The organism is Anaeromyxobacter dehalogenans 2CP-C, from assembly GCF_000013385.1.
Taxonomy (GTDB): Bacteria; Myxococcota; Myxococcia; order Myxococcales; family Anaeromyxobacteraceae; genus Anaeromyxobacter; species Anaeromyxobacter dehalogenans_B.
On the sequence record NC_007760.1, the window covers coordinates 3,783,173 to 3,806,763 of the forward strand.

Here is a 23,591-nt window from a genome sequence, read left to right on the forward strand (position 1 = left end):
GCGGCCCGTGGCCCATGTCCGCCGCGCCTCGCCGTCGCAACCGCGGCCGCCGTGAACAACCGCTTGCGCCCCCACGGCGCGCCGCGCCAGGGGCCGGGCGCGCGCCGGCCGGGCGAGGTGCTCCGCGCGCCCACCTTTCGCTGCCAGCGCGCACCGCGGCGCCGAATTCGCAGGTGGCCCGTGCCGGAGCGCGGGGGTCTACTGCGCGACCGCGCGTGTCCCGCGTCCCGGCGACACGCCCTCCCCTCACGAAGGAGCATCCTCGATGAAGCGCCTCCTCCTCCTCGCCGCGATCGCCACGGCCACCGGCTGCGGCGGCGGCTCCGACAAGAAGGACCCGAACTGCAACCAGGCGGATCCCGCGGCCTGCGGCGACGGGCTCGTCTGCGAGGTGGTCCAGGGCGTCGGCACGCGCTGTGCCGCGCCGGTGGTGATCACCGGGGTGGTGTACGACCTGTCGCTCGGCCTGGACGCCGGGCCGATCGAGGGCGCGCGCGTGGTCCCGCTCGACGTGAACGGCGCGCCGGTCGGCTCCGCCGCCACCACCGACGCGGCCGGCGCCTACTCGGTGCAGGTGCCCGCCGAGCGCGACGCGAACCTCGCGCCGGTCTCCGGGCACGTGACGCTGCGCACCGACGCCGACGGGTTCGCCACGTTCCCGTCCGGCATCCGCTCGGCGGTGCCGGTCGATCTCTCCGCGGCGACGGAGGTGAACGCGGGCACCACGCAGTGGGTGGTGGCGTCCTCGCTCACCGACGTCGGCCTCGACCCGACCACGGGCGCGGGCACCGGGCGCATCCACGGAAACGCCGCGCAGGCCAACGCCGGCGCGCTGGTCGTGGCGGAGCGCGCCGACGGCACGGTCCGCACCGGCGTCGCGGACGCCACCGGCGACTACGTCATCTTCAACGTCCCGGCGGGCGACTGGATGGTGCAGGGGTACGCGCAGGGCGTGAACTACCAGCCGGCGCCGGTGGCCGGCCTGGCCGACCTCGAGGACCGGCTGGTGAACCTGGTGGTGAAGAACCGCGCCGCCGCCACCGTGACCGGCAACATCCAGCCGACCGGCCAGAACCAGCCGGCCGCGCTCGACACCACCGTGGTGCTGGTGGTCCGCGCCACCTACGACGTCGAGCTCGATCGCGGCGAGTCGCCCCCGGGCCTGGTCGCGCGGCTCACGAACGCCACCGGCACCACGTTCCACGTCGCCGGCGTGCCGGACGGCGAGTACACCGTGCTCGCGGCGTTCGGGACCGACGGCTACATCCGCGACGTCTCCGGCATCGGCGGCACCGCGCCGGTCGAGGTGCTGGTGGAGAACGGCGTGATGACGAGCGCGCCGGGCGCCTTCAAGATCACCGGCGCGGTGAGCTTCGCCGACCCCGGGATCTCCCCGTCCTCCGGGACCGTGGGGGAGACGCTCGTCACCGACTCCGCCACCCCGGCGTTCGCCTGGAACGCGTACCCGTCGGCGACCGGCGGCTTCGACCTGGTGGTGTTCGACTCGCTCGGCACGCCGGTGTGGGCGCCGGCGCGGTTCGCCGCGGCGACGCTCTCCGTGCCGTACGCCGGCGCCGCGCTCGAGGCCGGCCGCACCTACCAGGTGCGGGTCACCGCCTTCGACGTGAACGGCAACGCGGTGTCGCGCACCGAGGACCTCCTCGGCGTGTTCACCTACGTCCCGCCTGCGGCCCCGTAGCCCGGCGGCCGCCGCGCGCGCGGCACCGGGCCTCCCGGTCCCGGTGCCGCCGCGCGCGTCCCACCCCCTCCCACCCGGCGGCTGTGGCATCCTCCCGTTCGCGCGCGGTGCGTCCGCTGCGCCAGGAGGGGAACCATGTCCGTGGTGCTCGTGCTGCTCGGGCTCGTGGTGCTGGCGGCGATCGCGGCCGTCGGCATCTACAACGGGCTCGTCACGCGGCGGAACGCGTACAAGAACGCGTTCAGCCAGATCGACGTCCAGCTCAAGCGGCGGTACGACCTCATCCCGAACCTGGTCGAGACGGCCAAGGGCTACCTGAAGCACGAGCGCGAGACGCTCGAGGCGGTGGTCGCGGCCCGCAACGGCGCCGCCGCCGCCGCGCGCGCGGCCGCCGCGAACCCGGGCGACCCCGCGGCCATGGCCGCGCTGTCCGGCGCCGAGGGCGCGCTCGCCGGCGTGCTGACTCGCTTCCTGGCGGTGGCCGAGGCCTACCCGGACCTGAAGGCGAACCAGAACATGCTGGCGCTGCAGGAGGAGCTGACCTCCACCGAGAACCGGATCGCGTTCGCGCGCCAGGCCTACAACGACGCGGTGATGGCCTACAACAACGCCCGCGAGACGTTCCCCGGCGTGCTGCTCGCAGGCGGCTTCCCGCCCGCGACCGCGTTCGAGGTGCAGGTCGCCGCCGAGCGCGAGCCGGTGCGGGTGCAGTTCTAGCCGATGGCCGCCCAGGCGCCGCCCGCCGGGCGGGCCACGCTGGACTTCTTCGCCGCCCAGCGGAACGCCCGCCGGCGCACCACCGTCCTCGTGATCGCGTTCGCGGTGGCGCTCGCCGCCGTGATCGCGGTGGTCTACCTCGCGCTGGCCGTGGCGCTCGGGCTGGGCGCCGGCGCGGGCCCCGGGGGGTGGGCGGTGGACGCGTCCGGCGCGGCGTACGGCCCGCCGCTCCTCCAGCCCGGCCTGCTCGCGCTCACCGCGCTCGGCGTCGGCGCGATCACCGGGGTGGGCGGCGCCTGGCACGCGGTGCGGCTCTCCTCGGGCGGCGGCGCCGCGGTGGCGGAGCTGCTGGGCGGCACGCCGGTGGACCGCGCCACGCAGGACGCCGCCGAGCGGCGCCTGGTCAACGTGACCGAGGAGATGGCGCTCGCGGCCGGCATGCCGGTGCCGCGGCTCTACGTGCTCCGCGGCGAGCCGGGCATCAACGCGTTCGCGGCCGGCTACACGCCGGGTCACAGCGTGGTGGCGGTGACGCGGGGCGCGCTGGAGCGGCTCACCCGCGACGAGCTGCAGGGCGTCGTGGCCCACGAGCTGTCGCACGTGCTGAACGCCGACACGCGCATCGACCTCCGCCTGATGGCCGCGGTGGGCGGGCTCGGGTTCCTGACGCTGCTCGGGCGGCTGCTCCTCGACGCCGGCTCCGGTCCCCGGCGCTCCCGCGACCGCAACCGCGGCGCCATCGCGCTGGTCGGCCTGGGGCTGCTCCTCGCCGGCGCCATGGGCAGCCTGTGCGGGCGGCTGGTCCGCTTCGCGGTGGCCCGGCAGCGCGAGTGGCTGGCGGACGCGTCGGCGGTGCAGTTCACGCGCAACCCGGACGGCCTGGCCGGCGCGCTCCGCAAGATCGCGGCGGAGGGCTCGGCGGTGTCCGGGCCGCACGTGGCCGAGGCCGCGCACCTGTTCTTCGCGCGCGCCTCGGGCGGCCTCCTCGCCGGCCTTTTCTCGACCCACCCGCCCATCGAGGAGCGCATCCGCCGGATCGCGCCGCACCTCGCCGGCGCGCCGCTTCCCCGCGCGACCGCGGCCGGCGCCGGCGCGCCGCCCCGCCCGGCGCCGGACCGTCCCGGGGTGGCGGGGCTCGCCGGCGGTGCGGCGGAGCCCGCGACCGCGCTGCCGGCCTCCGCGCTCCGCGCCGAGCACCTCCCCCGCGCCGCCGGGCTGCTCTCGCGCCTGCCGCCGGCGCTCGCGGCGGCGGCGCGAGAGCCGTTCGGCGCCCGCGCCATCGCCTGCGCGCTGCTCGTGGACGCCGCGGCCCCGGCGCGGGCGGCGCAGCTCGCGTACTTCGAGCGGAACGACCGCCCGCTCCGCGCCGAGCTGGAGCGGCTCCTCCCGGCGCTGGCCGGGCTCGATCGCGCCACCCGGAACGCGCTCCTCGCGCTGGCCCTCCCGGCGCTCGACGCGCTCTCGCCGGCGCAGGGCACCGCGCTCGCCGCCGACCTGCGCGCCCTCGCGGCCGCGGACCGGGCCGTGTCGCCCTACGAGCTGGCGGTGCTCCGCACCGTGCTCCGGCGGCTCTCCCGCGGCGCCGGCGCGCCGCCCCGGGCGCTCCTGCGCACGGTGGACGAGGCCGGGCCGGAGTGCCTGGAGGTGCTCTCCTGCCTGGCCTGGACCGGCGGGCGCGACGCGGCCGCGGCGCAGGCCGCGCTCGACGCCGGCGCCCGGGCGCTGGGCGCGCGCGCGCCGTGGCGGCTCCTCCCGCGCGAGCAGCTCGGGCTCGGGCGGCTCGAGACCGCGCTCGACCGGCTCGACGCGGCGTCACCTACCGTGAAGGCCGCGGCGCTGGAGGCGTGCTCGGCCGTGGCCCGGGCCGACGGGCGCGTCGGCGCGGACGAGGCCGAGCTGGTGCGGGCGGTCGCTGCCTCGCTCGGCCTACCCTTTCCGCCAGGGCTGGAACGCGCGGGCGCTCCCGGGGCCGGGGCGGCGGCGCCCCTCAGTTGAGGAAGGCCGGCGGCCGGACCGTCACGCCCTCGATCGGCTGCCGGGCGGCGAAGCCCGCGTCCACGGGATGCCAGTGCGAGACCGCCGGCTCCCCGTACTGCCAGCACAGGAACACCGGCTCGCCGTCCTGGAGCGAGTAGAAGTCCACCAGGCCGGCCTCGAGGTCCTTCACCAGGCACCCGAGGCCGTTGATGCGCTCGACCGCCGCGCCGAGCTGGTCCGCGAGCGCGCGCAGCCGCCGCGCGCCGTCCTGGTGCCCGGCCGGGCCCGGCTCGCCCCGCTGAAGGATGGCCATCGCGACCTCGGCGCCGCCCAGCGCCTCCACGCACGCGACCATGTCGGCGCGCACCTGGGCGACCCGCCCGAACTCGATCTCGAGGTCGGACACGAGATCGTTCGCCTCCTCGACGGTGAAGTACCGGGGGCCCTCGTCCATGGGCGGAAACCTCGTCATCTCCGTGTTATAAGCGCGGCGCGTGGCCCGACCAGGGCCGAAAGGATCACGCCGAGTGCTCGAGACCGTATCCAAGGGCTTCAAGGCTGCCCGCAACAAGCTGAAGGGGCGCACCGAGATCACCCCGGAGGTCGTGGACGACGCGCTCCGCGACATCCGCGTCTCCCTGCTCGAGGCCGACGTCTCGTTCGACGTGGTGAAGCGCTTCGTCGCCCGCGTCCGCGAGAAGGCCATCGGCGAGGTGGTCGAGACGAAGATCAAGACGGAGAAGGGCCAGCTCCGCGTCACGCCCCAGGACCACTTCGTCAAGATCTGCCACGACGAGCTCGAGGCGCTGATGGGCCCGGTGGACACCTCGCTCCGCCAGGGCGAGCGCGGCCGCCCGACCGGCATCATGATGGTCGGCCTGCAGGGCTCCGGCAAGACCACCACCGCCGGCAAGATCGCGAACCGCCTCCTCAAGGACGGCAAGCAGGTCATGCTGGTGGCGGCGGACGTCTACCGGCCCGCCGCCGTGGACCAGCTCAAGGTGCTGGGCGAGCGGCTCGGCGTGCCGGTGTTCCACGAGCCCGGCGTGTCGCCGCCGGACATGTGCCGCCACGCGTTCGAGGCGGCGCAGCGCGAGCACCGCAACGCGGTCATCTACGACACCGCCGGCCGGCTCGCCATCGACGACGAGCTCATGACCGAGCTCGAGAACATCAAGGCGAACGTCGCGCCCGAGAACATCCTGCTCGTGGCCGACGCCATGATCGGCCAGGACGCGGTGAAGACCGCGAGCGAGTTCGACCGGCGCCTCGCCATCGACGGCTTCATCCTGACCAAGCTCGACGGCGACGCCCGCGGCGGCGCGGCGCTCTCCATCAAGGAGGTCACCGGCAAGCCCATCAAGTTCCTCGGCATGGGCGAGGCGCTGGATCGCCTCGAGGAGTTCCGGCCCGAGGGGCTCGCCTCCCGCATCCTGGGCTTCGGCGACATCGTCGGCCTGGTGAAGGACTTCGAGCAGCACGTCGACGAGGAGACCGCCGAGGCCGAGGCGCAGAAGATCCTCTCCGGCGACTTCACGCTCGAGGACTTCGTCAACCAGATCCGGATGGTCCGGAAGATGGGCCCGCTCGGCGAGCTCATGGAGAAGTTCCCGATGTTCGGGGAGCTCCCGGAGAACTTCCAGTTCGACGACTCCGCCCTCACCCGCATCGTGGCGATGGTGGACTCGATGACCCAGGCCGAGCGGCTCCGCCCGGACTCGATCACCGAGCCGCGGCTGAAGCGGATCGCGAAGGGCTCCGGCCGGACCGAGAAGGACGTCCGCGACCTGCTCAAGCAGTACAACGCCATGCGCGGCGTGATGAAGCAGGTGGGGTCCGCGCCCGGCCTGCTGGCGCGGCTGCCCGGCGTGAAGCAGCTCATGCAGCTGCGGAAGATGCAGGGCAAGGGCATGGAGGACGTGCTCGGCGCCGACGCCGACGCGGTCGAGCGCGCCATGCAGGGCGGCCTGGTGGACCCGCGCATGGCCGCGCAGATGGCCGGGCTGCCCAAGGGCTACACGCCGCCCATGTCGGCCGGCGCCATGGCCCGCGCCCGCATGATGGGCTACGCGCCCGAGCCGATCGCCCTCGAGAGCGCCAAGGAGCGCGAGGCCCGCAAGAAGAAGCGCAAGGCCGAGCGCCAGGCGCGCAAGAAGGGCCGGAAGAAGGGCCGCCGCTGAGCCGCCGATCATGGTCCCGACTGCGAGCGGAGCGAGCCGCCGGGGCGCCGCCGCGCTCGGGGCGAAGCCACCGGCGGCGGCGCACGGGCCCCGGCGAGCGGGGCGGGGCGCAGCCCCGTGACGACCGACGTCGGCGGCCAGCGCGCGCTCTCGACGTACCGCGCGGCGCCGTTCCGGCCGCCCGCCTGCGCCGGCGCGGTCTACCCCGACGCCCCCGGCGCGCTCCGCCGCGCGCTCGACCGCTGGCTGGCGCTCCCCGCGGGCGCCCCGGCGGCGCCGCCCGCCCCGCGCGGCGTCGTGGTCGCGCCGCACATCGACTACGCGCGCGGCGCCGCGGGCTACGCGCACGCGTACCGGGCGCTCGAGGCGAGCCGCGCCGACCTGTTCGTGATCTTCGGCACCGCCCACGCCACCCCGCCGCGCCCGTTCACGCTCACGCGCCTCGACTACGGCACGCCGCTCGGGCCGGTCCGCACCGACCGCGCGCTGGTGGACGCGCTCTGCGGGGCGCTCGGCGAGGACGCGCTGCTCGGGGACGAGCTCTGCCACCGCGACGAGCACTCGATCGAGCTGCAGGCGGTGGTCCTGGCGCACCGGCTGCGCCGGCCCTTCACCGTGCTCCCGGTGCTCTGCTCCGCCATCGGCCACCTCGCCGACCCGGCCGCCGCGACCGCGCCGTTCCTCGACGCGCTCGCGCGCGCGGTGGCGGGGCGCAGCGTGTGCTGGGTGGCCGGCGCCGACCTCGCCCACGTCGGACCGCGGTACGGCGACGCCCGGCCGCCCGCGCCGGCCGAGCTGGCGGCGCTCGCCGCGGCCGACCGGCGGACGCTCCGCTACGTGGAGGCCGGGGACCCGGCGGGCTTCCACCGCGACGCCGTCCGCGACGGCGCGCGCCGGCGGCTCTGCGGGATCGCGCCGATCTACGCGGCGCTCCGCTCGGCCGGCGCGGGCGCGCGGCTGCTCCACTACCAGCAGTGGACCGACGGGGTGGACTCGGTGTCCTTCGCCGCGGCCGCGGGCTGAGCCCTAGATCTCGCCGCCCCCGTGCGCGTCCTCCTCGCCCGCCGCCTCGCCGTACTCGATGGCGCAGCGGGGGCAGAAGGCGTTCGGCGCGGACGCGCCGGGCACGGCGATGGTGTCCCCCTCGACGCCGCACACCTGGCACACGCCGGCGATCACGACCTCGCCGCGGTCCTGCGGGCTGTTCTTGGTCGGCTCCCTCATGATCCACCTCGCCGTCTGCGCTTCGGCACCACCAGGCCACGCGAGAGGCGCCGGAGCACGCGCTTGAGCTGCCGGCGCTTGTACCGCTCGTGCGACGAGTCTCCCGCCTCGTTCGCCTCCGCGGTCGCGCGATCCACCACCTGGAACTCCACCAGCGAGAACACGATCCGCCCCAGCTCGTCGGCCATGGGATCGAGCGGCGGCAGGAGGTCGTCGATGCGGACCGGCAGGTCCACCACGAAGTTCAGCACCCGGTAGCCGTGGCCGCTGAACTCGTTGCGCGGCTCGGAGGGATCGCGCCGCTCGAGGTCGGGCGGGAGCTGCAGCTGGCCGGACAGCTCGGCGCCGCGCGGGTGCCGCTTCAGGAGGTCCACGAAGCGGACCAGGCTGTTCTGCGTCTGGCCCGGGACCGTGTAGTTGAACGGGAACAGCGTCCGCGTGAGGTGCCACACCACCGGCGCGATCTGCTCCGGGGTCTCGGTGACGATGCGGTAGCGCACCCGGTCGAAGATCTGCGCCGCCACCGACTCCTTCTTGGCGATGAGCTTCGTGACCAGCGAGCCGCGCGCCTTCACGCTGCCGGCGAACTCGAGGATGGGCAGCCCGCCCGCCTGCATGCGGGCCCCCTCGGCCATGATGCGGCGATCCACCCGCTCCGAGAGGTCGCTCTCGCGGATGGGCGTGCGGAACAGCAGCTCGCGCGCCTCCAGGTGGTGGATCACGTGCATCACCTTGAGCACGACGCAGGCGATGCGCCGGAACTTCCGCGGCTCGGCCGCGCCGGAGGCGAGCAGGAACAGGTCCCGCACGTCGTCCGGCATGGCCACCGGGTCGGCCACGCGGTAGCCGAACGCGTGGCGCAGGTACTCGACTGCCTGGCCCAGGATCGCGCGCAGCCGGCGCTCGTCCCGCGGATCCTCCAGGTCGAACAGGTTCAGGCCGAGGAACGCGTCCACCTCGGCGGCGGTGGTGACGTCGAGGCGGCGCCAGTCCACCACCGAGCCGCCGCGCAGCACCAGCCGGAGCGCCTCCAGCTCGGCCAGCCCCATCTCCTCGAGCGGGCGGTAGAGAGCGCCCGGGACGGACGGCTGCTTCAGCTCGAAGGGCATCTCTCCTCGGAGGTCGCGGGGCGCGAGCGGCGAGGCTGAAGATGTCAGCGCGGGGTGACCGGGTCAAGGCGCCGATGGCCGCACGCGCGAGCGACCGCCTGCCGCCACGCGCAGCGCCCCGCCCCGCCGGCCCCATGCCCGGCCAAGGGCCGGCGGGATCCCGCCCCGCCTGTGCGTGAACGCGGATCCGGCGGCTAGAACTTGATCGGGAACGTCACGTCGGAGCGGCCGCTCTTCGACTTCGGGAACCTGGTGCCCCGGAGCACGCCCGACAGGCACTGGGCGAGCGGGCCGGAGGCGTACTCCGGCGTGGCGCACTTCGCGTTCTGCACCGACCCGTCGGGGCTGATGCTCCACCGCATCTTGAGCACGCCGGTGGCGGCAGGGTCCCGCGTCTTCTGCTCCTGCACGCACTGCTGCAGCGAGGAGACGCGCCCGAGGATGGTCTCGTTGACCTGCGAGTCGGAGACGCGATCCGGCAGCGCGCCCCCGCCGGGCGCCGGCGGCACGTACACCGAGCGTGCGCCCGGCTTCGTCCCGCCGAGCGCCGCGTCGAGCGCGGCGTCGTTGCTCTCGAAGTCGAGGACGGAATCGCGCTTCCGCGGCGCGGGCGCCGGCGCGGAGTCGGCCTTGGCGACGCGGGTGGGCTCGCGCACCGTCCGCTCCGGCGCCTCGCGCCGGGCCGGGCGGGCCGGTGCGGGCTCGCGCCGCGCGGGCGCCTCCGCGACCTTGCGCGCCGGCTCGGGGGCCGGCGCCGCCTTGGCGGGAGCGGGCGCGGGTGCAGCCGCCGCCGGCGCGGGCTCGGCGGCGGCCGGGGCCGCCTCCGCCTTCGCGACCACCGGCTCGGCCGCCTGGGCGGGGGCCGGCGCCGGCGCCTGGGTCGTCGCCGCCGCGGGCAGCGCGGCCGTGGGCTGCGGGGCCGCCGGCTCGGGCCGGGCCGGCGCGGTCGCGACCGGCGCGGAGGCGGCCGGGCTCGCCGGCGCGCGGCCGAGGAGCCAGTAGCCTGCGCCCGCCGCCGCGACCACCGCCACCGTCGCCACGGCGCCGAACACCGCCGCGCGCGAGGCGGAGCGGCGGTTCCGCAGCTCCTCCGCGCCGCGCGCCACCGACGAGCGCCGCTCGATCTTCTTCTCGCCGGTGGTCTCGAGCGCCTTGATGGGCAGCGGCACCGCGCCGGTGGGATCCACCCCGCCGCCGTCCGGCAGGTCCATCGAGTCCATGAGCGACTTCACGCTGCCGTTCGCCGGCCGCGCCGCGGCAGGCTCCGGCGCGCGAGCGGCGAGCTCGTCGCTGGCGAGCGCGGCGAGCGCCGACGCCCCCACCGGCTTCCAGTCCACGTCCGCGCCGGGCGCGGGCGACGGGGCCGGCGTCGGCTCCGGGGCGGCCCGCGTGGAGGCGGACGCGGCGAACGGCGCCGGCGTGCGCGACGGGCGCGCGCCCCGCGGGATCGGCGACAGGTACGCGGCCAGGTCCGGGACCGCGGACACCGCCGCCCAGTCGCCCATGCCCGGGCGCCACACCAGCGAGTCGGGGCCGACGTCTCCGCCCTCCCACTTCTTCTTCACCTCGAGGAGCGGCAGCGGCCCGACCTGCGCCTGGCCGATGGCCACGTACCACTCGGTGGCGGGCAGCTCGGCCGCGGGCGCCGCGGACGCGGCGGCGATGCGCGCCTGCTCCTCCGGCGTGGTCTCCTGGGTCGCGTCGGGATCCGGCCCGGGCGCCGCCACGCCGGCCGGCGGCGTGTCGCCGAACGCGTGGTCGAACGCCTGGCCCAGCTCGGCGTCGAGCCCGCCCTCCGGGGCGGCGCCGGCGGGCGCCGGGGCCCCCGCGGCGCCGTCACCGGCCGCCGCCGTGGACGCGGGCGTCTCCGGCGCGACGGCGCCGTTCTCCGCGGCCCGCCGGACCCGGATGACGTTCCCGCACTTCTTGCAGCGCACCTTGACGCCGTTCGGACCGACCTTGTCGTCCGAGATCATGTACTGAGCGTCACACCGCTCGCAGCCGAATTTCATGTGCCAACCCGCCCAGATCCTAGGTTTGCCTGCTCCGCACCGTCAAGGACGCCCCGCTCACGCCGGCACGACGCAGGAGAGGCCGAGCTTCTCCCGGAGCGTCGCATACTCCTCCGAGACGCAGAACGTCGCCAGGTCGCGCAGGCGGGTCTCCTCCCGCAGCTTCGAGACCTGTGGCTTCTCCGCCCCCGCCGCCCGCCGCACCACCTCGAGGTCGCCGGCGAGCAGCGCGCCGGCGCGGTTCGAGGTCAACTCCGCGCCGTCCAGGTACGACCGCACGTCGCCCGGGTGCTGCACCTCGCAGTAGCTCCGGGCCAGCAGCTTGAGCGTGTTCTTGCGCACGCCCTCGGGCAGCGTGCGCTCCAGCTCTCGCTTCAGCTTCTCCACCAGGTGCGGATCGGCGGTCACCACGAAGCGCGAGGTGCCCACCGAGCACGCCGCCTGGAACACCAGGTCGAGCTGGTCGTGCGGCATGAGCCGCGCGAGGTACAGCTCGGGGCGCGCGAACGCCATCGCCTTGCCGATCGCGAACCACAGCTCCTTTTTCGGCGCCTCCTCGAACAGCTCGTCGGAGGCGACGAGGCCCGCCGGGTCGGTGGGCACGATCGCGAGCTTGGCGGCGGCGCCGGACTTCCGGAACAGCCGGAGGCCCTTGAAGCCGAGCGTGCGCTCCACGTACTTGAACATGTTCGCGAAGAAGAGCATCGAGCCCTGCACGTCCAGCTCGTCCTTCTTCGGGTTCAGCCCGAGGTCCTTGTCGCGCTGCAGGAACAGCGGGCGCGCGTGGACCGCGAGCAGCGTCATGATGTCGGCGAGCGGGCCCTTCACGCGCTCGTGGAGCAGCAGCGCCCAGAGCGCGTCGTCGAGCGGGCGGCTCGCCTGCTCGCGCGCGAACTTGCGCAGGCGCGCCACCACCTGCACCTCCTCGCCGTCGGTGGCGCCGAGCAGGTGCACGAGCACCTGCGCCGCCGAGTAGGCCTGGTCGTACTCGCGCCGGGAGGCGTGCAGCTTCACCAGCGCCGCGGCCGGCTTCTGCGTGCGGCTCCCGCCGCGCAGGAGCTGCCGGTACGCCGCCACCGCCTCGGCCTCCTCGCCCGGCTTGCGCGCGGCGAGGTCGGCGTACAGCTCCAGCGACACCGCGTCGTCGGGGTCGGCCTTCGCCACCACCTGGTAGGCGAGGCGCGCGCCGTCGTCGTTGCGGAGCACGCTGCGGTACAGCTCGCCGACGGTCTTCCACAGCGCCAGGCGGGCCTGGGCCACGTCCGGCGTCTTGGGCAGCCGCTGGATCATGCGCAGGTAGGCCTGCTCCAGCTCCTGCCAGCGCTTCCCGCGGGTGAGGGTGTCCTCGATGGCCGCGAACGCCTGCACCAGCCGCGGGTTGCGGTCGAGCGCGCGCTCCAGCTCGGCCAGCGCCGCGTTCTCGTCCTTGACCTCGTCGCGCAGCACCTCCGCGCGCGCCAGGTGGAGCCGGGCCGCGCGGACCGGGTCGGCCTGCACCTCGGGCCGCGCCACCATCTGGCCGAGCACGTCGGCCGCCTTCTGGCCCTGGCGCGTCTCGCGGTAGAGGCCGAGCAGCGCCTCCGTCACCGGCAGGCTGGTGGGGTCGATGCGCGCCGCGCCCAGGAACGCGTCGATGGCCTGGTACGGGTCCTGGAGCTTGTCGCGGCAGGCCTCGCCGATGGCGACGAAGTCGTCGAACCGGGCCATTCCCTCGAGCAGCGGCAGCAGGCGCTGCCGCTGGTCCACCGCGCCCTCCCAGTCGCCCACCGCCTCGAGCACGCGCACCAGGCTGCGGCGCGACGGCTCGTGGTTCGTGTCGATCTCGAGCGCCTTGCGGAACGCGTTGGCGGCGCGGTCGAGCTGCCCCAGCTTCGCGGCGATCTCGCCGATCTGCCAGTGCGTCTCGACCACCTCGAGGTCGGTGAGGCCGTCGCGGTGGTGGATGATCACCGCGGTGAAGATGCGCAGCGCCTCGTCCCACTCCTCCCGCCGGACGAGCAGGTTGCCCAGGCCCTCCAGCGCGGGCAGGTACGTCGCGTCGAGCTCGTACGCCCGGCGGTAGGACGCGAGCGCCTTGTCCAGGCGCCCGAGCTTCTCGGCCACGTAGCCCTGGCGGTAGCACTGGCGGCACAGCTCGCGCGCGTCGCCGGCCGAGTCCAGCACGCCCACGATCACGGCGAGCACGCGCTCCGCGTCGGCCCAGCGGGCCTGCGCCACGTAGATGTCCGACAGCGGGCGCGCCGCGTCCAGGTGGCCGGGGGTCCGCTTCAGCGCCTCCTCGTAGTAGCGGACCGCGCTCTCCCGGTCGTCGCGCTCCTCCTGGTAGACGCGCGCCGCCTCGGTGTAGAGCTCGGTCTTCTCCTGCACGTCGGTGGCGTAGCGGGCCTCGTCCACCAGCAGCTCGAGGTAGCGGTCGCGATCGCGCTCGCGCTCGGCGATGCCCTTCAGCGCGCGCAGCGCCGGGAGGTTGCCCGGGTCGAGCTGCAGGGCGCGGCCGTAGGCCTCCTTGGCCCCGGCCACGTCCATGAGCATGTCCTCGAAGATCGCGCCCATGCGGACCTGCAGGTCCACCGCGTCCCGCGAGCCGCCCGCCACCCGCGCCTCGCGGCGCAGCATGTCCAGCGCCAGGTTCCAGTTGCCGCTGTTCTCGTAGAGGCGCCCGAGCGCGCTCACCGCCTGGCGCGAGTCGGGGTCGAGCTGGAGCGCGTGGCTCAGCATGGCCTCGGCGCGGTCCACCCGCTGCAGCTCCTTCCACCAGATCTCGCCGATCGCCACCTCGAGCGCGACCTGCTCGCGCCGGTCCTGCACCAGCGAGACGTGGTGCTGCATGACGCTGATGAGCCGGTCCCAGAGCGCCTCGTCGCGGTAGAGCCGCTCGAGGTTCTTGATGGCCACGGCGTTGGCGCCGTCGATGCGCAGGACCGCCTCGTTCTTCTCGATGGCAGAGCGCGGATCGCGGAGCTTCTCGTCGTGGATCGCGGCGCTGCGCGACAGGACCCGCACCAGCTCGCGCGGGTCCTGGGTGAGCGCGATGAGCCGCTCGTAGACGCGGTTCAGCTCGGCGAAGCGGTCGAGCTTGGTGTACAGGCGCTCCAGCCCGGCCAGCGCCTCGGCGTTCCGGTCGTCCAGGCCGAGCACCGTCCGGTACCCCTCCACCGCGGCCTCGTCGTCGCCGATCTCGTTCTCGTGCAGCGAGGCGATCTGGAGCTGGTAGGCGATGCGCGCCTGGTCCGAGGCGGACAGGTCGCGCGCCCGGGCCAGCACGCCGGCCAGGTCGGCCCACCGCTGCTCGCGCCGCAGCAGCTCGGAGAGCGCCTCCAGCGCCGCCGGATCCGCGCCGTCCAGCTCCAGCACGCGCCGCAGCGCGCTCACCGCCTCCTCGACGTCGTGCAGCTCGCCGTCGTAGATGCGCGCCATCTCCAGCAGCGTGGCCTTCTTCTCCTCCAGCCCCGCCGCCGCCTCGAGCTTCTGCTCGAGCGTGATGACGAGGTCGCGCACCCGCCCGCGCCGCTTGAACAGCTGGGTGAGCGCGTCGAGCGCGTCCGGGCTGGCCGGGTCGGCCTCCAGCGCCTTGCGGTAGGCGGCCTCCGCCTCGTCCGCCACGTCGAGCCGCTCGTCGCGCACCTTCCCGAGGCGCAGCAGCAGCCGCGCCCGGACCATGCCCTTCGCGTCCTCGGCCACCTGCTCCAGCACCGCCGCGAGCTCGTCGAACGCCTCGGTCTCGGCGGCCAGCCGCTCGGCCTCGGCGAGCGCCTCGGCGTCGCCCGGCCCCTCGGCCAGCGCGCGGCACCAGGCGAGGAAGCTCATCTCCTTCTGGCCGAGCCGCTTCTCGTGGACGCCGGCCACCTCCTTCAGCAGGGCGAGCTTCTCCGCCGGGTCCGGCAGGTGCGGCGCGAACAGGTCGCAGACCCGCGCCAGCGCGCGCCAGTTGCCGGCCGCCTCGTGCAGCGCCCGGAGCTGGTCGTAGGCGGTCCGGTTGGCCGGGTCGAGCTCCAGCACCTTGTCGAGCGCCGCCGCCGCGGCGTCGTTCCGCTTCTGCGCCCGCCACAGCTCGGCCACCGCCAGCCAGGCCGGCACCGCCTCGGCGGGGCCGCCCTCGGCGGCGAGCAGCGCGGCGCGGGCCTCGGCGGCGCGGACGCCGTCCTGGGCGGCGCCGCCCTGCCGGAAGATCTCCTCGACGCGGACGAGATCGTCCGCGGTGTGCGGCTCGATGTCGAAGGCGAGCTTGGCCTGCTCCACCGCCTCGCGCTTCTGGCCGGCGCGCAGCAGCACGTCCGCGAGCTCGAGCCGCACGCGCTTCACGCCGGCCGCGTCCTCCTGGAGCGGGACCAGGCGCCGGTAGACGGAGACCAGCGCGTCCTGGTCGCCCTGGGCGGCGTGGATGTCCCGCAGCGCCTCGAGCGCGCGCCGGTTGCGCGGATCCGACTCCAGCACCGCCTTGTAGGACTGCACCGCCTGCGCGGCGTCGCCGAGCTTCGTGCCCAGCACGTTGCCCAGCTTGTCGTTCAGGCGCGCGATCTCGCGCCGGTCCACCGTGGCGGACACCCGCAGCCTGAGGTGCTGCGCCAGGTCCTGCCAGCGCTCCAGCCGCTCGTACAGGTCCTCCAGCGCGGCCAGCGCGGCCTCGTGGCGCGGGCGGATCCCGAGCAGCTCCTTCCACAGCGCCACCGCCTCGTCGAGGCGGCCCAGCTCGGCCGCCAGCGCGGCCATGCGCGCCAGCACGCGCTCGCGGGCGGCCGGCTCCTGCGCGGCGGCGCGCTGCGCCGCCAGGTTCTGGAACAGGTCCTCGCGCCGGCCGGCGCCCTCGTACAGCGCCTCGAGGGCCCGCAGCGACGGCACGTGGCGCGGGTCGGCCGCCACCGCCGCCTCGTAGGCCTCGGCGGCGCGGTCCGGCGCGGCGAGCCGCTCCTCGCAGAGCTGGCCCAGCCGGAACAGGAGCTGGACGCGCTCGGCGCCCTGGGCGGACGAGGCCAGCGACGACAGCGCGTCGGCGAGGTCCGGCCAGCTCTCCAGCTTCTGGTAGATGCGCTCCAGCGCGGGCAGCGCCGCCGGCGCGGCGGCCGGGTCGAGCGCCGCGGCGCGCCGCAGGAACTGGGCGGCGCGGGCCGGCTCGGCGAGGTGCTCCTCGTACAGGGCGCCGAGGCGCAGGGCCACCTGCGCGGTGTCGGCCGGCGCCAGCCGGTCCAGCTCGTCCTCGTAGATGGCGGCCAGCTCCTCCTCGTGGCCGCTCCGCGCCGCGAGCGCCTCCATGCGCGCGCGCACCGCCGCGTCGGCGGGGTCCTCGCGGAACGCCTTGCACAGCGCCAGGAACGCGAGCGAGGGATCGCCGAGCCCCTTCTCGCGCAGCTCGGCCAGGGCCAGGTAGAGCGCCTTGCGCTCCTGCGGGTCGGGGCGCTCGCCGGCGCGCTGCTCCAGCACCGCCGCCTGGCGCAGCGGGTCGCCGGCCGCGGCGTAGGCCCGCTCCAGCGCCACCGCGGCGCGCGCGTTGCCCGGGTCCTTCTGCAGCATGGCCTCGAGCCGCGCCAGGGCCTCGGGGTGGTCCGGGCGGGCGCGCAGCACCTCCTCGTACAGCTCCAGCGCGCCCTCGCGGTCGAGGAGCCGGTGCTCCTTCAGCTCCGCCAGGCGCTGCCGCAGGACCCCGAGCACGTTCGCGTCGCCGGCCTCGGCCGCGGCGGCGATCTCGCGCGCGAGCACGTCGCCCAGGTCCACCCAGCGCTCCGCCTTCACGCACAGGCGATCCAGGCGGGCGAGCGCCTCGCGGTCGTCCGGCGACAGCTCCAGCAGCCGCTTCAGGCTCTGGATGGCGCCGGCCGCGTCGCCGAGCCGCTCGTCCTGCACCGCCGCCAGCCGCCGCAGCAGGTGGGCGCGGCCCTCCGGCAGCTCCTCCACCGCCAGGCCCCGCCGCAGCGCCTGCGCCAGCGCCTCGGGATCCGCGCCGGCCTCCAGCGCGTCGATGAGGCCGACCAGCGCCTCGCGGTCGTCCGGGGCGAGGTCGAGCACCTTCTGCCAGGCCGCGGCCGCGCGGGCCGGCTCGCCGTGCGCGAGCCGCGCGATGCGCCGCTGGTACTCGGCCCGGGCGACCGGCTCGCGGGCGCGGTCGGCGTGCTCCTCCAGCAGCGCGACCAGCTCGTCGCCCAGGCCCGCGGCCTGCGCGTGGCGCACCGCCAGCTCGAGCGACTCGGGCGCGTCCGGGTCCGCCGCGAGCGCGCGCGACGCGGCCAGGAACGCCATCTCGGCGTTGCGCAGCGGTCCGCCGTACACGTCGGCCACGCGCCGCAGCAGCGCCGCGCGCCGGGGCGGCTCGGTCTCGTTCGCGGCCCGCGCCTCCAGCGTCTCCACCACCTTGCCGTGCTCGCCCTCGGCCGCGTACACCGGCTCGAGCAGCAGCGCCGCCTCGAGCGCGGCCGGCCCGGTGCCGCGCGCCAGCTCCTCCAGCGCCGACAGCGCGGCCGGGTGGCGGGGCACGCGGTGCAGCACCTCGCGGTAGGCGACCAGCGCGCCCTCCGCGTCCGCCAGCCGCTGGTGGCGGATGCGGCCGAGCCGGAAGCGCAGCTCGGCGGCCTCGGCGACGAAGTTGGGCTGCCGGTCGGCCAGCGCCACCTCGCGGTCGAGGACCTGGACCAGCTCCTCCCAGCGCTCGGCCGCGCCGAGGAGCCGCCCGAGCAGCCGGAGCGCCTGCGGATCCTCCGGGTCCACCGACAGGATCTTCCGGTACGCGTCCACCGCGCCTTCGCGATCCGAGAGCTGCTCAGCCATGATCTTCGCCACCTCGAGCAGGAGTTCCTTGCGCGCCGCCGCCGCGGGGGCGACCTCCGCGAGCCGCGTGAGCGTCCCGGCCAGCTCGCGGTGCGCGCCCATGCGGCGGTAGACGCGCGCCAGCGCGCCGAGCGTCTCGGGAGACGGCGCCGCCGCGGCCACCTCCTCGTACTGCCGGGCCGCCTCGGCGAGGTCGCCGAGCCGGTCGGCGCACACGGCCGCCAGCCGCCGCCGCGCCTCCAGCGCCGCCCGCGCCGGCAGGCCGGCCGCGAGCGCCACCCGCAGCGCCTCCGCCAGCTCGGCCCAGGCGCCGGTCGCCGCCGCGAGCCGCTCCAGGTCCGCCCGCGCCGCCGGCGCGTCGCGGCCCGCCCGCGCCGCGTCGGCCAGCTCGCGCACCCGCGCCTCGAACGCGCGGCGCCGGTCGCCCAGCCGCTCGTGCAGCGCGGCGATCTCGGCGAGCAGCGGCGCGCGCTCGGCCTCGTCGGCGCCCTCCAGCCGGACCTCGAGCAGCGCCGCGAGCCGGCCGGCGTCGCCCGCCGTGCGCAGGACGTCCTCCAGGAGCCGCGCCGCGCCCTCGCGCGCGTCCGGGCGCTTCAGCAGGCGCTCCAGGCCCGCCACCGCCTCCGGCTCGCGCGGGCGCTCGGCGAGCACCTCCGCGTAGCCCTCCACCGGCCGCCGCGGATCCGGGTCGGCCTCCAGGCAGGCCGCGCGCCGCAGCAGCGCCGCCACCCTGCGGTCCGGGTCGGCCCCGCTCGCCCGGGCGAGCGCCTCCAGCACCTGCAGCAGCTCCGCGGTCGCCGCCGCGGGCTCCGCGCCGGGCGCCCGCTCCAGCACGCGCGCGAGCCCCTCCAGCGCCTCCACCCGGTCCGGCGCCTCGCCGAGCACCGCGCGGTAGGCCTCGGCCGCGACCGACGCGTCGCCCAGCTGGTCCGCCACCACCGCCGCGTGCAGCAGGTGGCCGGCGCGCTCCTCGCCCTCCGCCAGCGCGGCGCGGCGGCGCGCGACCTCGAGGATCTCGCGCGCCGAGCGCGCCGCCTCGTGCAGCGCCGCGAGCGCCTCCAGCGCCTCGGCGTCGTCCGGCGCGAGCGCCAGCACCGCGTTCCACGCGTCCACCGCGCCCTGGCCGCCGGCGCGCGCCTCGCGCAGCCGCGCCGCCTGGCGGAGCAGGCCGAGCCGCTCCTCCGGGCCGGCCGCGGCCGCCGCCTGCTCGTAGACGTCGGGCAGCTCGTCCTCGGAGCCGGTCTCGCGCGCCAGGCGCGCCAGGTCCTCCTCGGCGCCGGCGCGGGACGGCCCGCCCTCGGCGAACGCGCGGCAGGCCGCCACCCAGGCCAGGCCCGGCTCGCCCAGGTCGCGCTCCAGGATCGCGCGCAGCTCCGCGTGCAGCCGGGCGCGCTCGCCCAGGTCCTCCACCGCCGCGAGCCGCGCCTCGCGCGCCGCCACCCGCCGGGCGTGCTCGCCGCCCTCGCGCAGCGCGGCGTCCGCGGCGTCGAGCGCCTCGCGCCCCACCGCGCCCGGGACCGCGGCCAGCTCGGCGAGCGCGTCGCGCACGTCCGCGCGCGACGGATCCCGCCGCAGCAGCTCGGCGTGCAGCGCCAGCGCGCCGGCCGGATCGCCCAGGCGGAAGCGCCGCAGCTCGGCCAGCCGGGCGGCCGCGTCCGCGTCGAACGCGCGGGCCAGCCGGCGCTCCAGCAGCGCGGCGAGCGCCTCGGGCCGGTCGAGGCGCTGGTAGAGCCGCTCCAGCGCCGCCGTCGCCTCGGCGTCCTCGGGCGCGAGCGCCGCCACCTCGGCCCAAGCCGCCGCCGCGCGCCCCGGGTCGCCGAGGCGCGACTCCGCCACCGCGGCCTCCTCGCGCAGCGCGTCCTCGCGCGCGGCCGGCGCGGCCTCGGGCATGGCGGCGAGCGCGGCGCAGACGTCGGCGAGCTCGCCCCAGCGCTCGCGGGCGCGGTGCAGGCGGCGCAGCGCGGCCAGCGCGTCGCGATCGCCCGGCGCCGCCGCGGCCACCTCGGCCCAGGCCGCCGCGGCGCGGTCGCGGTCCAGCCGGCGCTCGGCCAGCTCGGCGCGCTCGCGCAGGATCGCGAGGCGCCCGGACGCCGGCGCCGCGTCCACCAGCGCGTCGTGCACGCGGGCGCAGGCCTCCCACTCCTGGGCCTCGCCCGCCACGCGCCGCAGCTCGGCCCGCAGCTCCGCGTCCCCGGGCAGCTCCCGCGCGGCCGCCGCCAGGGCCGCGAACGCGAGCGACGCCTGCCCCAGCTCCTGCTCGGCCACGCGCGCGGCGGCGCGGTGCGCGGCGGCGCGGCCGCCCGGCTCCGGGTGCGCCCGGGCCTCGGCCTCCAGCGCCCGCAGCCGGCGCCGCGGATCCGCCTGCCCGGCCAGCGCGCGCGCGGCCATCACCACCGCCGCCGGATCCTCCGCCCCGAGCTGCTCCTCCAGCGCCGCGAGCGCGGCCGCGTCGCCCGGCGAGGCCCGCAGCGCGGCGGTCAGCCGCTCGACCGCGGCGCGCGCGTCGCCCATCCCGGCGCGGATGCGCGCGCTCTCCAGCGCGGCCCGGGACGCCTCGGCCGGCTCCGCCGCGGCCGCCGACAGCTCGCCGAGCGCGTCGGCCCGCCCGGCCTCGTCCCCGGCGGCGCCGAGCGCGCCGGCGAGCCGCGCCAGCAGGCGCGCGCGCTGCTCCGGGCCGCAGCGGGCCAGCGCCGCGCGGCAGACCTCGGCGGCCGCGGCGGGGTCGCCGAGCCGCTCCTCCAGCACCTCGGCACGCTGCGCGAGCAGCGCCACCTGCTCCGCGCCGGACGCCGCCTCGGCGCGCTGCGCCAGCAGGCGATCCGCGTCGGCCCAGCGCTCGGACGCGAGCGCGGCGCGGGTGAGCCCGGCCAGCACCGCCGGGTCGCCGGGCCGCAGCTCCAGCGCGCGCCGGAGCTGCGCGGCCGCGTCGTCGAACGCGCCCAGGTCCTCCTCCGCGGTGGCGGCGGCGCGGATCCGGAGCGCCGCCTCCTCCTCGGGCCGCCCGGCCAGCCGGCCCGCCACCTCGACCAGCAGCGCGAACAGCTCGCGGTGGGCGCCGACCTCGCGGGCCAGCGCCTCGCAGCGCGCGCGGGCCTCGGCGTGGTCGGGGCAGGCCCGCAGCGCCGCGGCCGCGGCGGAGAGCGCGCCGCGGCGGTCGCCCAGGCGCTCGGCCCGCGCGGCGGACGCGTCGAGCAGGTGGCGGGCGCGCTCGCGCGGGTCGGCGGTGGCGGGCAGCTCCTTCGCCACCCGCTCCAGCATGGCCGCCTGCCGCGCCGCGTCCCCGGCGGCGGCGTGCGCGCGCGCCAGGGCCTGCGCCACGCGCAGCGGCTCCGCGCCGCGCGCCAGCAGCCGCTCCAGGAGCGCGACCGCCTCGGCCCGCTGCGACGGGGAGAGGCCGCCGGCCTCGACCACGGCGAGCGCCACCCCGGCGGCGTCGGCGTGGCGCCCGAGCGGCTCGGCCAGCGCCTCGGCGCGCGCCAGCTCGATCGCGGCGCGCTCGGCGGGGCCCCGCGCGCGGGCCGCGAGCCGCGCCAGGATCGCGATCCGCTCCTCGGCCGCGCCCGCGCCGCCCTGCGCCTCGAGCGCGGCGTGCAGGCCCCACAGCGCCTCCTCGTCCTCGGGACCCTCGGCGAGCACCCCGCGCCACGCGGCCCCGGCGCGGTCCGGCTCGCCGGCCTCGGCCCACAGCCGCGCCAGCTTCGCCCCGAGCGCGCGCCGCTCGTCGCCGGCGGCGTGCTCGCGCCGCGCCTCGAGCTCGCGGGCCAGCTCCTGCTGCTGCCCCGCCCGCGCCAGGCACGACTCCAGCGCCGCGCGGGCGCCGCGATCCTCGGGGTCCACCTCGACCAGCGCGCGCCAGGCCCGGACCGCCTCCTCCGGCTGGCCCAGGTCGCGGTCCAGGATCTCGGCCACCCGCCGCAGCAGCGTCTTGCGCGCCTTGAGGTCGCCGTTCGCGGCGGCGGCGGCGGCGCGGTAGGCGCGCGCCAGCTCGGCGAACGCGTCCGCGCGGGCGGCGGCGCCCTCCATGGCCTTGCGGGTGGCGGCCCGGGACGGATCGAGCGCGAGCGCGCCCGCCAGCGTGCGCAGCGCGTCGCGCGGCCGCCCCACGTGCTCCTGCTGGATCTCGGCGAGCCGCTCGAGCAGCCGGACCCGCTCCCCCGGCGAGCGCTCGCGGCGCGCGGACAGCTCCAGCACGCGCGCGAGCGGCTGCCACTCGCCGGCCTCGGCGAGCAGCGGCGCCAGCGCGACGGCGGCGGCGGCGTGGCCCGGGTCGGCGCGCAGCGCCGCCTCGAGGTGGCGGCGGGCGCGGGCGGGGTCGCCCAGCTTCTCGCGCGCGAGGGCGGCGGCGCGCACGCGCAGCGGCGCGTGGGCGGGCTTCGCCGGCGCGGCGGCGAGGTGGCGCTCCAGCACCTCGAGCGCCTCCGCGAACCGGCCCGCGTCGAACTCGTGCTCGAAGGCCTGGAGGGCGGCGGTCTCGCAGGCCGGGTCGAGGTCCAGCGCGCGGCGCAGCGCCGCCAGCGCGGACTCCGCGTCCCCGAAGCGCACCAGGTCCACCCGCGCCATCTCGAGGTGGAGGGCCACCTGCGCGGCGCGGTCCCGCGTCTGGGCCGCGAGGCGGGCCAGCGCGTCGGCGTGGCCGCGGTGGTCGCCGCGCTCCGCCAGCACGCGCTCCAGCAGCTCCAGCGCCGCCGGAGCCCCCGGCGCGAGCGCCCAGGCCCGCTCGATCCGCTCCACCGCGCGGCCCGCGCCCTCCGGATCGTAGGCGGCGTGGATCTGGGCGAGCCGGAGCTGGAGCGCCGCCGCGGTGCGCCGGTCGGACGCGCGCGTCGCCTCCGCCTCCACCCGGCCGGCCTCCTCGCGCCAGGCGCGCGGGAAGCCGCGCAGCCGCTCGCGCGCGGCGGCCGCGCCGGGCGCGGAGCGGTCGAGCGCGAGCGCGTCGATGAGCGCGTCGGTCGCGAGCGCGTGGTCGAGCGGCTCGTCCACCAGCGCGGTGCCCAGCCGCGCGTACTCGGCGGCGAGCGCGCGCGGCTCGGCGCCGGCGTCGCGCGCGCCGTCGAGCAGCCGCTTCGCCTGCGCGAAGCGGCGGAGCGCGCCGAAGCACTCCAGCGCGCGGGCGCGCGCCTCCTCCAGCGACGGGTCGAGCCGGTGCGCGCGCGCGTAGAGCAGCGCGGCCCGGTCCCGCCGTCCGAGCCGCTCCTCCTGGACCTTCGCAAGCCGGAGCGTCACGGCCGCGGCGGCGACCGGCTCAGCGGTGGCGGTGGCCTCGCGCTCCAGCGCGGCGGCGATCCCGGCCCAGTCGCCGCGCTCCTCGAGGAGCTCCACCAGCGCGCGAAGCGCGACGGGGTGCGCCGGCTCGAGCTGGAGGAGCTGGCGGTACAGGTCCTCCGCGCGGGCCACGTTGCGCAGCTTCCGGTGCGCGAGCGTGGCGGCCTCGGCGAGGAGCGGCCCCGGTCCGGGCGCGTGGCGCGCGCGCCCCTCGTACAGGGCGATCAGCTCCTCCCAGCGCGCGTCGCGCTCGTAAAGTCCCACGAGCGCGTGAAACGCCTCGTCGTCGCCGGGGGCCGCCTCGAGCGACTCGACGTGGGATCGGATCTGCTCGTCCAGGGAGGGTGCGCTCAAGGTGGCTTCGCGGGGGAGTGAGGAACCGGAAAAAAGCGCCTGACGACGCGGAAGTATAGGGCGCTGTTCGCAGGAGGGTCAACGTTGTCCCGGCCGGATTCCCTTGCCCTTACGGGCATTTGACTACATTGCCCCCGGTCGCGGGCGGGGTGGCAGGAACCCGGGTGACCCAGGGCGAGGGGTCGTGGTGACCGTCCCTCGGCGGGACGGCTTTCGGGGCGCCGCGGCGCGTTTCCCGGCCAGATCGCGCGCTCGGCGGTGGCCGGCGCGACCGCGCAGGAGCGGCGATCGCGGGCGGCCG

10 protein-coding genes are annotated in these 23,591 nt (G+C 77.3%); 5 read left to right on the forward strand and 5 right to left on the reverse strand.

What is annotated here, in order from left to right; genetic code table 11:
- The first annotated feature begins 265 nt into the window (after positions 1-265).
- The 3 genes from ADEH_RS17060 (at position 266) to ADEH_RS17070 (ending at position 4,411) form a co-directional block, all read left to right on the forward strand.
- Positions 266-1,699 (forward strand): hypothetical protein, encoded by a 1,434-nt coding sequence (locus ADEH_RS17060; protein ID WP_011422352.1) that lies wholly within the window; start codon positions 266-268, stop codon positions 1,697-1,699.
- A 135-nt stretch (positions 1,700-1,834) separates the two neighbouring features.
- Positions 1,835-2,416, forward strand: a complete 582-nt coding sequence (locus ADEH_RS17065; protein ID WP_011422353.1) for a LemA family protein — start codon at positions 1,835-1,837, stop codon at positions 2,414-2,416.
- A gap of 3 nt (positions 2,417-2,419) precedes the next feature.
- Complete coding sequence (locus tag ADEH_RS17070) at positions 2,420-4,411, forward strand: M48 family metallopeptidase (RefSeq protein ID WP_011422354.1); 1,992 nt, start codon at positions 2,420-2,422, stop codon at positions 4,409-4,411.
- Here ADEH_RS17070 and ADEH_RS17075 read toward each other — a convergent pair.
- Positions 4,404-4,847 (reverse strand): DUF2203 domain-containing protein, encoded by a 444-nt coding sequence (locus tag ADEH_RS17075; protein WP_011422355.1) that lies wholly within the window; start codon positions 4,845-4,847, stop codon positions 4,404-4,406. The two genes, ADEH_RS17070 and ADEH_RS17075, sit on opposite strands and share 8 nt — an antisense overlap.
- A gap of 73 nt (positions 4,848-4,920) precedes the next feature.
- On the opposite strand from ADEH_RS17075, the gene ffh reads away from it, so the two are divergent.
- The gene (gene ffh, locus ADEH_RS17080) at positions 4,921-6,573 is read left to right on the forward strand and encodes a signal recognition particle protein (protein WP_011422356.1); all 1,653 of its coding nucleotides are present in this window, start codon (positions 4,921-4,923) and stop codon (positions 6,571-6,573) included.
- A 117-nt stretch (positions 6,574-6,690) separates the two neighbouring features.
- Entirely contained in the window at positions 6,691-7,596 is a 906-nt protein-coding gene (gene amrB, locus ADEH_RS17085) for an AmmeMemoRadiSam system protein B (RefSeq protein ID WP_011422357.1), read from the forward strand.
- Between the two features lie 3 nt (positions 7,597-7,599).
- Here the strand turns inward: amrB and ADEH_RS17090 are convergent, their stop codons facing one another.
- From ADEH_RS17090 to ADEH_RS17105, 4 genes are all read right to left on the reverse strand, one after another.
- Entirely contained in the window at positions 7,600-7,797 is a 198-nt protein-coding gene (locus ADEH_RS17090; protein WP_041453649.1) for a hypothetical protein, read from the reverse strand.
- Complete coding sequence (locus ADEH_RS17095) at positions 7,794-8,906, reverse strand: TIGR04552 family protein (RefSeq protein WP_011422358.1); 1,113 nt, start codon at positions 8,904-8,906, stop codon at positions 7,794-7,796. Before ADEH_RS17095 ends, ADEH_RS17090 begins: the two co-directional genes overlap by 4 nt.
- Positions 8,907-9,100: 194 nt before the next feature.
- Entirely contained in the window at positions 9,101-10,918 is a 1,818-nt protein-coding gene (gene gltJ, locus ADEH_RS17100) for an adventurous gliding motility protein GltJ (protein WP_011422359.1), read from the reverse strand.
- Between the two features lie 57 nt (positions 10,919-10,975).
- Complete coding sequence (locus ADEH_RS17105) at positions 10,976-23,290, reverse strand: tetratricopeptide repeat protein (protein WP_041453650.1); 12,315 nt, start codon at positions 23,288-23,290, stop codon at positions 10,976-10,978.
- Between the last annotated feature and the right edge of the window lie 301 nt (positions 23,291-23,591).